The organism is Mesorhizobium sp. M1409 (genome assembly GCF_040317535.1).
In the GTDB taxonomy this organism is placed as follows: Bacteria; Pseudomonadota; Alphaproteobacteria; order Rhizobiales; family Rhizobiaceae; genus Mesorhizobium.
On record NZ_JAMYKV010000066.1, the window covers coordinates 1 to 13,519 of the forward strand.

Consider the following 13,519-nt stretch of genomic DNA (forward strand, 5'->3'; position numbering starts at 1 on the left):
CCAAGCTGCACTCGACCAACCCGATCGAGCGCCTCAACGGCGAGATCAAGCGGCGCACCGAGGTCGTCGGCATCTTCCCAAATGACGACGCCATCGTCCGCCTGGTTGGCGCGATCCTGCTCGAACAGAACGACGAATGGGCCGTGCAGCGCACCAGATACATGACGCTGGAAACCATCAGCCAAATGAGCGATGATCCTCTGATCAGCCTGCCAGCCGTGGCACGCTGATCAGCCCGGCCCCATGCCGGAGAGCACGGCGACCAAGCCGTCAGCTACACCACTCCCTGGGACACGATCCAAGCGCGTGATAGCGCTTGCCAAGAACGCGGCCAAGTTGGCGGTTCGAATGTGGTCTGTGGCGGTGTTTCGCCGTCACCCAGGGCCGCCAGGCGATCTCGCGCAGCTTGGTCTTGGCCGGCAACGGTTGACGAGATAGTCGCAAAAGATTCGCGCTCCGGTGACGAGTGCGCCGGACGCACCGAGCGCCTTGCGGCAAGTGTGGAGCGCGACGATGTTGTCGCGTTCCCAGAACGCGGTGGCAAGGCCGCGACCGTCCAGGCCTCAGACGCATGTGGCATAGCATCGTCGACGACGATGAATGCCTCGTGCCGATCGGCAAGTTCGACCAGGCTCTCCATCGGCGCGCCAGCGCGTGGTCGCATCCTCGATAGGACTGACGTCGCGACCGGCAAGCTTCGGCTGTGTGAATGATCGCACCAATCATTGCTACTGCTCCTTGGGGCGGGCAGAAATCACAATTTGCTGAATGGTCTGAATCTCGCGCCTCATCCACCTCAGGAGCTTCGGAATCCGCTCTTGCGGCATCTGTGCAATTGTCGCCTTGATAGCCAAGGCCCCAACGACATCCCTGCCAGGCGGTCGGATCGGCAACGCTAGCGATGAAATTCCAGTTACGAGATGGCCCTGATCTAGAGCATACCCTACCTTACGGATGCCCGGCAGTTGGTGCCGGATCTCCTCTGCACTTCGGCCGTTGAAAGCGTGGTAGAGGTGAGCGTCGGCGCTTATGATTCCATTGGCTTCTTCAGGGGGCAGAAAAGCCAGAATTGCAAGGCTTGCCGAACCGACGCCCAGCGGCACCCGACTACACGCGTGACGGGCCACGCTGTCTATGGGGTAGGTTCCTTCTTGCCTATCTAAGCACACACTATGGAAGCCGCTTCTCGCCACCAGAGAGACAGAATTCCCCGTTTTGGCTGCCAGTCGCAATAGCGCGGGACGGCAGCAACGACGTAAGCTCGTGCTTTCAACGGCCTTGGCTCCGAGCGTGTACAATAACAAACCCAAGCGGTAGCGCCTCGTTGAGGGATCCCTCTCAAGTAGTAAATGCCGCTCAAGCGCGCTCACGATCCGATGCGTTGTTGACATGGTGAGGCCGAAAGCTTTCGCCATTTCGTGCACACGCGCCCCTTCCTCCCCCACCTCGGCAAGATATTTTAGAAGAGCCACAGAGCGGTCGAGAAGCTGTGCGCCCTTTACTTCTTCCGGTTCAATCTTATCGATTTGCCTTTTCACGATGGCGCCCGCGCCCTCAAGGTTCTAAAACCGGTCGACTGCCAGGGCGCTCGGTGGAAAAAACGGTGTTCCAAATTCTGCCGGAGGCCGGCTGCATTTTGATGCAATCAGGCGAGATGCTTGCGGTGGCTGACAACTGATCGGCGACCGGGAGGGCGAAAGGGATCAGATCGAACAAACAGCTGTACATTGGCAGGCCAGGCCTCGATTAATGTAGTCAAGCGGCGCGAGTGGCGTCTATGATTGAAGGTGGTTGCAATATTCGGCGTATTTAGCTGCCAACTCATCTGCGCGTTGTTCGCACTCATCCAGCGCCATTGCTTCGCAATCATAGCCGAGCAGCTCACGTAAGATTCCTGCCGATTCTCCCGTGAAGCGCACGGTACCGTCGCTTTCGACCGCCTCGATCCCATCGTACTTCTGGCATTGCGAATTAATCTCCACCGCATCGTCCAAGGACAAGCCTTGAGGCAGTTCGATCGAAATACCAGTTGGAGCAATCCTAACTGGATAGCCTCCCACGAGACCAAGTGGTCCCGGCGCGTGAACAACGCGTTCCAACTGATCGGCAAACGCGCGTAGAATCGCTATCGCTGACGAAGCGGTGACGGATTGCCCCGCAAGACCTTTCACTCGGCGAAACCGTCCGGCTACGTTCGCGAAGATTTCATTGTGCCCCAGTTCCTGTGGCCTAACTTTCTGGCCGTTCCGATATATGGTCAAGTGATAGGGCGCTCCGTCCGTGGAGCCGGTGCTCGGCATACGATAACTCACATAATGTTGGGCAAAAAACTGCACATCCACCGCTTTCAGTTCGCAGCCCAGAAGATGTGCTGCTGCCAACCTGATGCCCGGCACGGCATTTGCGATGTTACCGATCCCAATTGTCGGCGAGAGACCCTCGGCCGCAAGCGCGGCATTCGTGACGTCAGGGTAGGATGCGTTGACGACGATGCTCTCCACACCAGCTTCCCGCACAGCCCTCATGAGGCGTCGTACGAGCATTATATGCATGGGCGTCCATACGCCGCCGCGTGCTCTATCGATCTGCTGATAGGCATCGGTCGGCAATTGCGTTATCCGCCACCAGGAATGCAAAGTCGTGGCATTAAAAATTATATCAGGACGGAGGACCGCTAGGCGCTTTGCTGTAGCCTCTATATTCATCAAATCCAGCGGAACTACCTCGATGGCCGGAGAGAGCCCGAGGTTTACGGCAGTGTACTTTGCGAGGTTGACCCTCAAGGAGGCCCGCTGCAGATCTCGTGCTCCAACGTGCAGATCGTAGGGTCTGCCGCTTTGGCTGAGAAAATCAAGAACGGCCCCGCCAAGTACGCCGTGCCCAACAATCAGGATCTTTACGCGGCCATTCACTGCAGCTCTCCAGGTTCCTTGCCGAAGAAGGTTGTAACGTGGAGTTAGCAAGGACGGAATGAGAGTTTCGTGAATTTTATGTTGCGCTCCTGAAACAATTGTAATATAAATGTTACATCATATAATACTGTCACACCTATGCTGGAGGCTATTGCTCTGCTTTTCTCTGTCTATACCAAGCCTGCAGCTGATACGTCGCTTACGTGTGGCAGGAGGTATGGAGTGCGGCTGAGCTTTTCGATGAAACGGTTTACATGCCGCCCGGCGAATTTGCGGTGCTTCGAAAGGCGGGCCGAGGACAGGTGGAGAGCAAGACATGTTGACCTCGGTACAACCTGCCGATGTTGTACTCGAAATCGATCTCAGCGCGATTCAGGTGAACTTTCAGACCATATCGGCCCTCGTTGGGCCACAGGTAAGGGTAGCCGCTGTCGTCAAAAGCGACGCCTACGGGCTTGGCTTGGTTAAGATTGCAGGCGCGCTCATTGACGCCGGATGTGATCTGCTCTTCGTCGGCAATCTGCACGAAGCGCTGCTTCTGAGGTCTTCCCATATTGGCGCGGCAGTTGCGGTTTTTTGCGATGAGTTTGCGAGGTATGGCGGACACTATCGATCGAACGGTCTTATACCAGTTGTGAATAATTGTGTCGAACTGGATGCCATTAGCGGCGCACGGGAGCCGCAAACATACTTTCTCAACGTGGAGACTGGGCTCTCTCGCTTTGGCCTCGCTTTCGATGACGTCCGGCGCAAGTATCTTTGTGGTTTCTTCAAGCGGCATCCGCCTTCGGCCGTACTCAGCCACCTCGCATGCAGCGAACGCGCTGGGGACGCAAGGAATTTGCTACAAAGGAACCGTTTTCGGGCGACGTCAGATCTGCTTAAACCGACACTTCGCAGCCTCGCTGCTTCTGCCGGTGTGTGGCTAGGGGAACGCTATCACTTCGATATGGTACGGGTGGGCTCGGCACTGTACGGACTTAACAATGCCGGCATCCGGCCAAATCCTTTAAAGCCCGTTGCCAGCCTGAAGGCAAAAACACTCGGGGTGCAGAATGTAGCAAGGGGTGAGGCAGTTGGCTACGCTGCGACTTTTCGCACGGCCCGAGCCAGCCGCATCGCGATCGTCGCGATCGGCTACAAGCATGGCCTTCCATGGGCCTGCGCCAACAAGATATCCGTCCGGTTTGCTGGATATTCTGCTCCTTTAATCGGAAGGGTGTCCATGGAATACATAACAATTGACGTAACGGATGTTCCTGAGTCGCTTTGTGGTCCGGGTACGAATGTGGAACTGCTGGGCGACGATTTCACCGTCGATGACCTTGCCGCGACCGCTGGCGTTCATCCACAAGAAGTGCTCACGCGGCTTGGTGCCGGTTGCGCAAGGCGGTATCTGGATGGTTCTTCTGCACCCGCAGGGTTCCCGGGCAATTTGACTGATGCAGGCCATGGCCAAGATCCGCGCGCCACCCTGCCTAGAGCGAAGAGGCCCGACTGCCTTGCTTCAAGATAGTTATAGGAAAGGGCTTTTCTTTGTCACGATCTCTGCAGTCGCGTGGAGCACCGCAGGGCTGTTCGTTAGGGCTCTGCCACTTGACGCTTGGACAATTTTGTTTTGGCGCAGTCTGTTTGCAGCGGCTTTCCTCGCAATTCATCTCTTTGTAGATGGGCCAAGACATAGTCTCCGCCCAACAGGGCGAGGGATGGTTGTTGCAGCCTCGTTGGCAATCGCACTGCTGGCGTTCATCCCCGCGTGTCAGTTAACCTCGATTGCCAACGTAGCAGCCCTCTATGGGACGACACCGGTCTTCACGGCTATCCTGGGGTGGCTTTGGCTGGGCGAGAAAATTCGTCCTGCGACCCTGTTGGCAATAGTAACAATGGCTGCGGGTACCTGCGTGCTCGTCTGGGGAACAGATCTAGACTCCGACTTTGTTGGCAGCGCTCTCGCCGTCGCCATGACCTTCATGACCGCGTTTGTTGCTGTGTGTATCCGCCGGCACCGCGAAGAATCGCTTCTGGCTTCTATCTGCGCGGCTAACGTCTTCGTCTCACTGGTCAGCCTGTGCTTTGCTGCGCCGCTATCACCAAGTCTGAGACAGCTGGTTTATCTTGCGCTTTTTGGCCTGGTGCAAGTGGGATTGGCTTTTGTGTTCTATTCGGCTGGCGCTCGTCGAGTTCCAGCTTCGCAAGCCTCCTTGATTGGGGCGCTAGAAACGCCGCTCGCTCCATTTTGGGTGTGGCTCGCATTCGGCGAAATACCCTCCCTGTCGACCCTCGTTGGGGGTGGGATCATCACCGCATCAACAGTCGGGTACCTTCTAGCGATGGCCGGACTCGCGGCGCGCCCGTAACGCTGACGTTTGACCGTCCCAAGAGTTGCAGGAAGGCGTGAAAAGGAGCTAAGGTCAATGAATAATTTGCAAGCGCCAATCATGATTGAAGGCATTGCGGCGATCATAGAAAGGTATCGTGCTGTCGTTCTGGATCTATGGGGCGTCTTGCACGACGGGGAAGTTGCCTTTCCTCACGCGATCACTGCCCTGAATGCTTTGCGAAACAAGCAGCTTGATATCTGCCTCCTATCGAACTCTCCCCGTCGTGCCTACCAAGTTGCTAAACACATAGATTCGATGGGAATAGGACCGCCTCAATATAACTATATTGTCACATCTGGAGAGCTGGTTTACAAGGCGCTAGAAAATGCCTCAGACGACTGGCATAGAGCACTCGCAGCTCGCTACTTCCACATCGGACCACCTGAGCTGGCGGGCTTGCTCCGGGGGTTAGATCGGTTCGAGGTCTTTTCACCTCGGGACGCCGACTTCATTTTAACCACCGGGGCGAGTACTCAGCCGCCAGAAGAAGTTGCGGCTCTGCTGAAGGAATGTGCTTTGCGCAAACTTCCCATGGTCTGCGCGAATCCCGATCTGGTCGTTTTAGTTGGCGATCAACTTGTTGTTTGTGCGGGGGCGCTCGCCGAGCAATACGAAGCGTTGGGAGGGGAGGTTTTCTACCATGGAAAGCCGTATTCATCGGCTTACCGACGCGCACTCGACCTTCTCGGCTACGAAAGACATGAAGTGCTCGCAGTGGGTGATTCGCTACGGACTGACGTTGCGGGTGGTCGAAACGAGGGCATAGACGTGCTCTTCATCACCAGTGGCATTCATAGAGACGCCGCTGGTGACTTCTCAGCAGGCAAATTGCCCAGTGCGCAGTTCTTTGCCGGAGAACCAGTCGTTCCCACGTTCGTTGCTTCCCTCTTTAGGTGGTAGGAGAGGAAAGGTGACGAGAACCACCACCCTTGGCAAGGTAACTGATTTCAAGGATGATTTCGATTTGAGAATCTGAGCCGACGGATTTTGACCTGCTCCCCTGAATTGTCCTCGGTTTGAGGTTAGCCTGTTCCTCGGATGAGGAGACAGGCAATGAAGCGATCGAGATTTTCTGACGAACAGATCATTGGCATTTTGAAGGAGCACCAGGCTGGGCTTTCGGCAACGGAGCTGTGCCGCAAATACGGTGTGAGCGACGCGACCTTCTATAAGTGGCGCTCGAAGTATGGCGGCATGGACGTATCGGAGGCGAAGCGGCTGAAGAGCCTTGAAGAGGAGAATGGCAAGCTGAAGCGTCTGCTGGCCGACGCCATGCTCGACGTCTCGACCTTGCGCGAGATGCTCGGAAAAAACTTCTGACGCCTGGGTCGAGGAGGACTGCCGTGACCTGGCGATGGAGAACAAGGGCTATTCGCAGCGTCGGGCCTGCGGGCTCGTCGGCATGGAGCCGCGGGTCTACCGCTACCGTCCATCGCGACCAGATGATGCCGGTTTGCGCAAGCGGCTGCGGGAACTGGCCGCCGAACGCCTGGAAGAAGCTCTATCGCCTCTATCGCGAGGAGCGGCTGACGGTGCGCAAGCGAGGCGGCCGAAAGCGGGCATTGGGCACCAAGGCGCCGATGGCAATCCCGCAGGGCGCCAACCAGCGCTGGAGCCTCGACTTCGTCTCGGACACGCTGACCGATGGCCGCCGCTTCCGGATCCTGTGCGTCATCGACGACTTCAGCCGGGAGTGCCTGGCCACGGTCGTCGACAACTCGATCTCGGGTGAGCGTGTCGCCCGGAAACTCATCGACGAGCATCGCGGCTACCCCTACATGATCGTGTCGGACAATGGCACCGAGCTGACCTCGAATGACATCCTGGCGTGGCAGGAGGACCGGCAGGTCGAATGGCACTGTATCGCGCCGGGCAAGCCGATGCAGACGGATGTTGTAGAATAGCCCGTTCTTCTCATTCGGCGGCTTTTTCCACAGCCTTCTGCCTTTCCGGCCTCGTTCGCCATCGGGAAGTCGCTGCTGAATAGGCAGCTTCGCCTTCTCGACGCGGGATCGTTCTTCGGCGCGCTTGGCCGGGATGTTGTAGTCGAGGGCGGTGCCGCGTCTGGCATGGCTGGTCGGAAGGCCGGCACGCAGCTCGACCGATCTGAACTTGCGGGCGAGCAAGGCCGGCCGGGCCCAGATGTAGTCGGTATCCTTGCTCAGCATGTGCCAGATGATCATTGCAAGCTTGCGCGCAGTGGCGACGGCCGCGATGTGCTTCCCGCGGCGCGAGGCGATCCGCTTGTGGAAGGCGCGAAGCCGCCCATGCCGCCTCGACCAGCATCCCCCGCGCATGGCCGCGGCCCTGCTTCGTGATGCGCCCGTGATAGGCTGGCCCCTCACCGGACTGCCGCACGCTCGGATTGAGGCCAAGATAGGCAACGAGCTTCTGTGGATCGCTGAAGCGCCGTATGTCGCCGATTGCCGCGGCAACGCTCGCAGCCACGGTGACGTCGAGGCCGGGCAACGTCATCAGGCGGCGGATTGTCGGATCCTGGAGGGCATGTACGGCGATATCCGCCTCGACCACCGTCAACGCCTCGTTGATCTGGTTAATCAAGCCGAGGTGGCGCTCGATGGCGGCGCGCTCATCCGCAGGCAATATTTGCCTCGTCAGCCATTTGCGCCCGCTGATCCCGACGAGGTTCCCATGCGGACACGGCGGGATCAGGTGGGCGTGGAGGATTGACTGGATCAGGTTCTTTAGCCGCGAACGCTGGCGAACCAGCTGTGTCCGCCTGGTGACCTGTCTTCGGAGGGCAAGGGTCCCCGGATCCGGAACCCAGACCTCCGGCAGAAAGCCCGAGGCGTAGAGCTTCGCAAGGACAGTGGCGTCGATCGTGTCAGTCTTCACCTTCGCGTGCGCGATCATGTGCACCTGCTTTTGGCGATCACGATCCGATCGACGTAGGGCGACAGCACTTCAGCGACGGCAGCAGCATTGCCCGTGGCCTCGATCACCACATGATCATCGTGGGTGAGTTCCTTCCTGGCGAACTCCTCGAGCTTATTGCGCAGCATTTGAACGCGGCCGAGCTTGACGATCTTGCCATCATGCAACGACACGACCTCGGCAGCTACGCGGTGTATGTCCATGCCGATAATACGCACGGTTCCCTCCATCGTTGGTCACGAACAGGGAGCGAGCGGGCAACACGACAAATACGGATCCGCGCTCGCAGCGCATCCGGGCGAGTCGTAGGGGCGGCCAGATAATGTGCTCGAACTCGCAGTTCATCTGCATACGACGGCCTGCCCGCACTTGCGTGCTCCCGGTGCCCCGTGGCCCGGATGCGCCAAGCTTAACGAACCTGACGTACCGAACAAACGATGGCACCAAGAACATCATGCCGGATAATGGCTTCGTGGAAAGCTTCAATGGTCGGCTACGCGATGAGTGCCTCAACGAACGGCTCTTCAACAGCTATCGGCACGCTCGCAACAGCATCGAAGAATGGAGGATCGACGGTATGCTTGCCAATCCCGCCTATGTCGGACGCGCCTTTCGGGCGGGCCCGCTACTTGCCACCACGACCACAGTTGCGGCCAATCCGCGGCCATCCGCAGCCCTCGCCGCGGGCCACTTGCCGCGTTCTCGTTCCGCCTGAAGAGTGGATCGAGATCCCTGTTCCCCCACTTGTAGATCGCACCGTGTTCGAGGCGGCCCGTGCACAGCTTGAGGAGAACGGCAAGCGCAAGCGCCAACGCATGCCCGGCGCGGACTGGCTGCTGCAGGACACTCACGGTCTGTCGGCGTTGCGGCTACGCCTATTATGGCAAGCGCGCCCCGAGTTCGCGCAAGTATGACCCGACGAACACGCTGCGCTACTATCGCTGTATCGCTGCGGATGGCTACCGCTTCAGCGGCCACGCCGTGTGCAACAACCCGGCGGTGCGCGGCGATCACCTGGAAGAAGCAGTGTGGGATCAGGTGAAAGGCCTTCTGGAGGACTCGCGTCGTGTGGCCGACGAATATCGCCGCCGCCTCCGCCAAGCCCGCGACGAAATCCGCGAGCCGGATGAGATCGTCCGCCTGGAACGACAGATGGCCACCTTGCGTCGCGGCATCGGCCGACTGATCGACAGCTATGCCGAAGGCGTCATCGACAAGGCGGAATTCGAACCACGTATCGCTGGCCTGAAACAACGCCTCTCCCAGCTTCAGGAGCGGCACCGGGCGGCGGTCGAAGTGGCCGAGAACGAACGCGACCTCTCACTCCTCATCAGCCGTCTGGAAGACTTCTCCGCCAAGGTGACAGCAGGGCTCGCCGGCCTTGATCGGGCCGGCATGCGGCAGATCATCCGCTCCGTGGTTCGTCGGGGTCGAAATCGACGACGCCCACATCGAGATCATCTTCCGGGTTCCCCCGCTCGATGGCCCAGCCCGCCCAAAATCACCAAGCAAAATGACCAGTTCCACGCAACATTGTACAGACGTTCGTCGAGCGGACCTTCGGCTGGATGACCCGATGGCGCCGCCTCGTGCGCGACTACGAGCAGCGCATCGACGCCTCTCACGCAATGATCCTCGTCGCAATGGGCGCAAACCTCATCCGCCGAAACGCTCATCCTTGAATTTCAAAACGGACTCTATGTGCATAAGGCCCAGAGGTACGGTTCGATGTTTCGTTTTATAAGAACTGCTCCCAGTCCGGGCGCGTTGGATATTTCGAAATACCCAGAGCTGATAGACGGCGGACTCTCAAGAACCTCAACATATCCGTCATCCGCCTTAAAAGCAGGATAGTGCTCATGGATCATGAAATTCGTGATATTGGCTTCAATCTGTAGCGTTGCATTTTCGATTAGACTGCTTCCGCACACATGTGGTGCTACACGCATATTGTAGGCTTCTGCCATCGCACAAATTTTCTTCGTCTCCATCAAGCCTCCCGCCGTCCCAATATCAGGCTGGATTATCCCGCAAGCCTGCAACTCGAAGATCTTACGGAACCCAAATCTGGTATAGACACGTTCTCCAACCGCAATCGGCAAGGGAATTTGTTCCGAAATTACTTTCAGCGCCCCGTTGTCGAATGGATCGCAGGGCTCTTCGACAAAGCAAATATCGAGCTCACCGATTTTTCGGCAGAACCGAATCGTCTCATCGGTAGTCAAGCCTCCACTGAGATCGACCATGAGCTCAATTTCGGGCCCGGCCGCATCACGGACTGCCTTGACGCGGCGGTATGCAAGCTCAATTGCTTCAGCTGACATCGATCGTCGTGTCACGTGTTGCAAAGCCGAGCCGACCCGCTGTGCCAAAGGGTAGAATTTTAGCGCCCCATATCCCTCGTTTAGAGGGCGTTCTACCGCACGGGCAAAGTCGTCCGGCGTGTCAGCCGCACCGTACCAACCGTTCGCGTAGGCGCGCACACGATCGCGGATTTTTCCGCCGAAAAGCTCATAAACGGGGACCCCGAGACATTTGCCTTTGATGTCCCAGAGAGCCTGCTCTATCGCGCTTATGCCGGCAAAGATGATCGCGCCACCATTTTTTGCCCAGAACGAATGATCATACATTGTTGACCACAGCTCTTCGATCCGAGAGGGGTCTTTGCCGATTAAGAATCGTTCCGAGAGATCCTTGATCATCCCTGCCGCTGCGGTCCCGCCAACGCCATAGGCTATTCCCGCCTCGCCAGCCCCCGTTATGCCTTCGTCCGTCGAGATTTCAACCAAGACAGGATGGAGGCGGCCAGATTTGAGCAAATAGATATTGACACCGGTAATTTTCATAGTCGCCTCGCAATCCGATGGTGTTACCTTATAGGCTGATGCGCTGATACTCGGTCGCTGAGGGCATTCCTCGAGCCAGAAACAAGGTTCTGTTCCAGCACTGCATGATGACCGAAAAGGCCGTCTGCGTCGGCTCACCCAATGAGGTCTGCTTGCAGACCGAGTCAGGTGCATTGGTCCGATCCCGAAGAACATCCATGACCTCGCAGGCGTCTGTGCAGCCTGCATCTCGTATCTTCAGAACCTCGAGGCGCTTCCGGCTCGAGGGATATTGCCTGGCCAAAAGCTCAGAATCTTCGTCAGCGCGAATTTGATCATTCAAGGCATGATTGGTGTGGGCAAAGAATGAACCCGATCTGCACACCGACACGCCATGTCTCGCAGATACCTCTATCGAGGCGATTTGGTTTGATGCATCGCCGAAAAGGTATGCCCGACCAGCCATATGCGGCAGCGACTTTGCCGCTTCGATTGCTGCATTCGCGTCTGGGCAGCCAAGAAAAACGCGGCGAACGATTTGGCTCGGAATTCCGTCGCAACGTGACTTCAAGACAAGGTCATTGTTGACGAAACCAAAGCCCGCTCGGTTGAACCCTACCCAACCGAGACCACCTACGGCTGCCACGGTGGCGAATTCAAAGCCACTTGTGCCGACATGAATGAAAAGAGCCTGTTCCGCATCGCTCCCGGGCGGCCCGTCCCAGTTCTGTGCAATCAGCGCTCCGTCACGCGTTTGCACTGCCAGACCGCTGCAGCCCGTCGCCGCAGGCGGCGCAAGAAGTTCGAATGAGCTACGCAGGACGATACCCGACACCTCGCGGCCAGCACCGTCTGCGATTCCGCGCAACTCGGCTCCAACATGAGGAGCCATCACATCGATCGTCGCCAGAACAGCGCTGGCGCGCTTGTGCGCCTGGGACATATCCGCGGCTGACAACGATGCTAACCGACGGCCCAGGGCCTGATCGATTGCGGCTGCGAACTGATTGCCATGCTGAAAGCCACGCTCGTATGGAGAACCCGACAGCACCATAATTGGAATAGGTAGCGCAGACGCCATCGGAATTGCGGCCCTTGTCAGGCGGAAAATTATAAGCCTGTCTTAGACCTCCACATTTTCTTGTCAAGAAAATTCATGCGTCGCCTGCAACTTGGGCTAGTGCGCTGATCTCTTGGACCAAACCACTACGCCAGGCGCCCTCCTTTTCCATCTCTTCAAAAACCTGGCGGGACTTTGCGCGCCACGCCTTTACCCCGACATTACACAAAACAGCTCCGTCCTCCTCCAATAGGGCAGGCAAAAGATCACGCGTGTGGCCAAGCAAATTCGAACAAAATTCCGCAGCCTCGACGGCAGCCTGTTCCAGCCCGGTTTGAATGTGCGGAGCGAGAATTTGATAACGCTGTAGGTTCATTGCAAATGTCAGGTCGAGTGGCCGGTAGTCCAATGCTGTCATGAACCGAGCAAATCGCGTGAAACGCATGCTCACAATATGACTGAGATTGGTAATCATCGCTGCAAATTTGCCGTCCTGGAACGCGTCCACCACCTCATTCCACGGAACAACTACAGGTCGGCACCCCATAATCTCGAGATAGCGGAACATGGTATCGTTTTCAGGGCACCTTATGGGCAAGTCTCTTAGGTCATCCGGAGATAAGATAGGGGTCCGCGATAACAAAACCAGGGAAGGACCCCGCTTCCACTTCAAGCTCGGATTTAGAAGTTCGACCGAATTGCTTCGGAGGGCCTGCCTGACTTCTCGATCAAACAAGGAGCTCTCCGAAAATCGTTCCAGATGCTTTTCATCGTCGAAGCAAAACGGGAGTGATGCTAGCTTAACGGGATCCGAATAGTGCTGAAAAAACCCAAGGCTTTCGACAAAAATGTCAATAATTCCATTAACAAGGGCTCGCACTTGAGTTTCAGCGGGACCAAGTTGCCCCCCGGGAAATACCGAAATCGCAAGATCGTATCCTGTTTTTTGGCTGACTAGGGACGAGAACATCTCGATAGCTCTGCCCTCAGGATCCCAGGACGGTACCAGAGTGCCCAAACAACGCGGCATTTCAGAATCCGACTGAAGAAAATATTGCGCTGGCCGATCCAATTCCAGGCCGAAACGCACCAAAGCTGCGATCGACGCCGGGGCCTTTCCCGTTTCAAGCTTCGATAGCTGCGACACAGACATGCCGACCTTTCCGGCGAGGGCCTCGAGACTAAGGTTCTTGGCCTTCCGGGCCTCGCGCAGCCGCTTTCCAACCAAGCCATTGATCTGTTTTTCCACTTCGGATCTTGCGTCCATTACCGCTCCTGCGCGCTTGCTTCGATCGCGGCCGCTACACAGCACCTAAAGCTTGTGGGGAAAGGCAGGGGAAATCTATGAGCCGCTTCGCTCACCCCTATCACGCCTCGATGGGAAAAAACAGACGGCAGCGTATGCACAAGAATTTTCTTGACAAGAAAATAAAGTCATGTGCCCAT

The 13,519-nt window shown here is 57.3% G+C and carries 10 protein-coding genes and 5 pseudogenes; 8 read left to right on the forward strand and 7 right to left on the reverse strand.

All coding sequences use genetic code 11. The features are described 5' to 3' along the window. The coding region (locus tag NKG99_RS31620) for a transposase (protein ID WP_352873178.1) at nucleotides 1–230 on the forward strand (230 nt) is incomplete at its 5' end. 183 nt (nucleotides 231–413) lie between these two features. Here NKG99_RS31620 and NKG99_RS31625 read toward each other — a convergent pair. From NKG99_RS31625 to NKG99_RS31635, 3 genes and pseudogenes are all read right to left on the reverse strand, one after another. Beyond that, a pseudogene (locus NKG99_RS31625) lies at nucleotides 414–646 on the reverse strand (8-amino-7-oxononanoate synthase); the annotation flags it as partial. An 82-nt stretch (nucleotides 647–728) separates the two neighbouring features. Then, nucleotides 729–1,538, reverse strand: a complete 810-nt coding sequence (locus tag NKG99_RS31630) for an IclR family transcriptional regulator (RefSeq protein WP_352873179.1) — start codon at nucleotides 1,536–1,538, stop codon at nucleotides 729–731. Nucleotides 1,539–1,775: 237 nt separating this feature from the next. Next, nucleotides 1,776–2,912, reverse strand: a complete 1,137-nt coding sequence (locus NKG99_RS31635; protein ID WP_352873180.1) for a hypothetical protein — start codon at nucleotides 2,910–2,912, stop codon at nucleotides 1,776–1,778. A 316-nt stretch (nucleotides 2,913–3,228) separates the two neighbouring features. Here NKG99_RS31635 and alr point away from each other — a divergent pair, with 316 nt between their 5' ends. From alr to NKG99_RS31655, 4 genes and pseudogenes are all read left to right on the forward strand, one after another. Next, on the forward strand, nucleotides 3,229–4,428 hold the full coding sequence (alr, locus tag NKG99_RS31640; protein ID WP_352873182.1) for an alanine racemase: 1,200 nt from the start codon (nucleotides 3,229–3,231) through the stop codon (nucleotides 4,426–4,428). After that, a complete protein-coding gene (locus NKG99_RS31645; RefSeq protein WP_352873183.1) occupies nucleotides 4,364–5,269 on the forward strand; it encodes a DMT family transporter in 906 nt (301 codons plus the stop codon). Before alr ends, NKG99_RS31645 begins: the two co-directional genes overlap by 65 nt. Before the next feature lie 57 nt (nucleotides 5,270–5,326). Continuing rightward, complete coding sequence (locus NKG99_RS31650) at nucleotides 5,327–6,193, forward strand: TIGR01459 family HAD-type hydrolase (RefSeq protein ID WP_352873184.1); 867 nt, start codon at nucleotides 5,327–5,329, stop codon at nucleotides 6,191–6,193. 153 nt (nucleotides 6,194–6,346) lie between these two features. Beyond that, nucleotides 6,347–7,194 (forward strand): annotated as a pseudogene (locus NKG99_RS31655) (transposase); the annotation flags it as partial. Between the two features lie 33 nt (nucleotides 7,195–7,227). Here the strand turns inward: NKG99_RS31655 and NKG99_RS31660 are convergent. Continuing rightward, nucleotides 7,228–8,406, reverse strand: a pseudogene (locus NKG99_RS31660) (IS110 family RNA-guided transposase); the annotation flags it as partial. 245 nt (nucleotides 8,407–8,651) lie between these two features. Between NKG99_RS31660 and NKG99_RS31670 the strand changes: the two are divergent. From NKG99_RS31670 to NKG99_RS31680, 3 genes and pseudogenes are all read left to right on the forward strand, one after another. Beyond that, nucleotides 8,652–8,762: pseudogene (locus tag NKG99_RS31670) on the forward strand (integrase core domain-containing protein); the annotation flags it as partial. Nucleotides 8,763–8,962: 200 nt separating this feature from the next. After that, the gene (locus tag NKG99_RS31675) at nucleotides 8,963–9,760 is read left to right on the forward strand and encodes a recombinase zinc beta ribbon domain-containing protein (protein ID WP_352873187.1); all 798 of its coding nucleotides are present in this window, start codon (nucleotides 8,963–8,965) and stop codon (nucleotides 9,758–9,760) included. After that, nucleotides 9,736–9,870 (forward strand): annotated as a pseudogene (locus NKG99_RS31680) (IS5/IS1182 family transposase); the annotation flags it as partial. The gene NKG99_RS31675 and the pseudogene NKG99_RS31680, both read left to right, overlap by 25 nt. Before the next feature lie 15 nt (nucleotides 9,871–9,885). Here the strand turns inward: NKG99_RS31680 and NKG99_RS31685 are convergent. From NKG99_RS31685 to dctP, 3 genes are all read right to left on the reverse strand, one after another. Further along, nucleotides 9,886–11,034: a mandelate racemase/muconate lactonizing enzyme family protein gene (locus tag NKG99_RS31685; protein ID WP_352873188.1), complete on the reverse strand. Its 1,149-nt coding sequence runs from the start codon at nucleotides 11,032–11,034 to the stop codon at nucleotides 9,886–9,888. A 28-nt stretch (nucleotides 11,035–11,062) separates the two neighbouring features. After that, a complete protein-coding gene (locus tag NKG99_RS31690; RefSeq protein ID WP_352873190.1) occupies nucleotides 11,063–12,094 on the reverse strand; it encodes a C45 family autoproteolytic acyltransferase/hydrolase in 1,032 nt (343 codons plus the stop codon). Nucleotides 12,095–12,167: 73 nt separating this feature from the next. Continuing rightward, nucleotides 12,168–13,340, reverse strand: a complete 1,173-nt coding sequence (gene dctP, locus NKG99_RS31695) for a TRAP transporter substrate-binding protein DctP (RefSeq protein ID WP_352873192.1) — start codon at nucleotides 13,338–13,340, stop codon at nucleotides 12,168–12,170. Nucleotides 13,341–13,519 lie beyond the last annotated feature (179 nt).

Excerpts from the sequence above, each read along its gene's own strand:
- NKG99_RS31645 (WP_352873183.1), top strand. The coding sequence starts at position 4,364 with ATGGCCAAGATCCGCGCGCCACCCTGCCTAGAGCGAAGAGGCCCGACT.
- alr (WP_352873182.1), top strand. The coding sequence starts at position 3,229 with ATGTTGACCTCGGTACAACCTGCCGATGTTGTACTCGAAATCGATCTC.
- NKG99_RS31650 (WP_352873184.1), top strand. The coding sequence starts at position 5,327 with ATGAATAATTTGCAAGCGCCAATCATGATTGAAGGCATTGCGGCGATC.
- NKG99_RS31690 (WP_352873190.1), bottom strand. The coding sequence starts at position 12,094 with ATGGCGTCTGCGCTACCTATTCCAATTATGGTGCTGTCGGGTTCTCCA.
- NKG99_RS31685 (WP_352873188.1), bottom strand. The coding sequence starts at position 11,034 with ATGAAAATTACCGGTGTCAATATCTATTTGCTCAAATCTGGCCGCCTC.
- dctP (WP_352873192.1), bottom strand. The coding sequence starts at position 13,340 with ATGGACGCAAGATCCGAAGTGGAAAAACAGATCAATGGCTTGGTTGGA.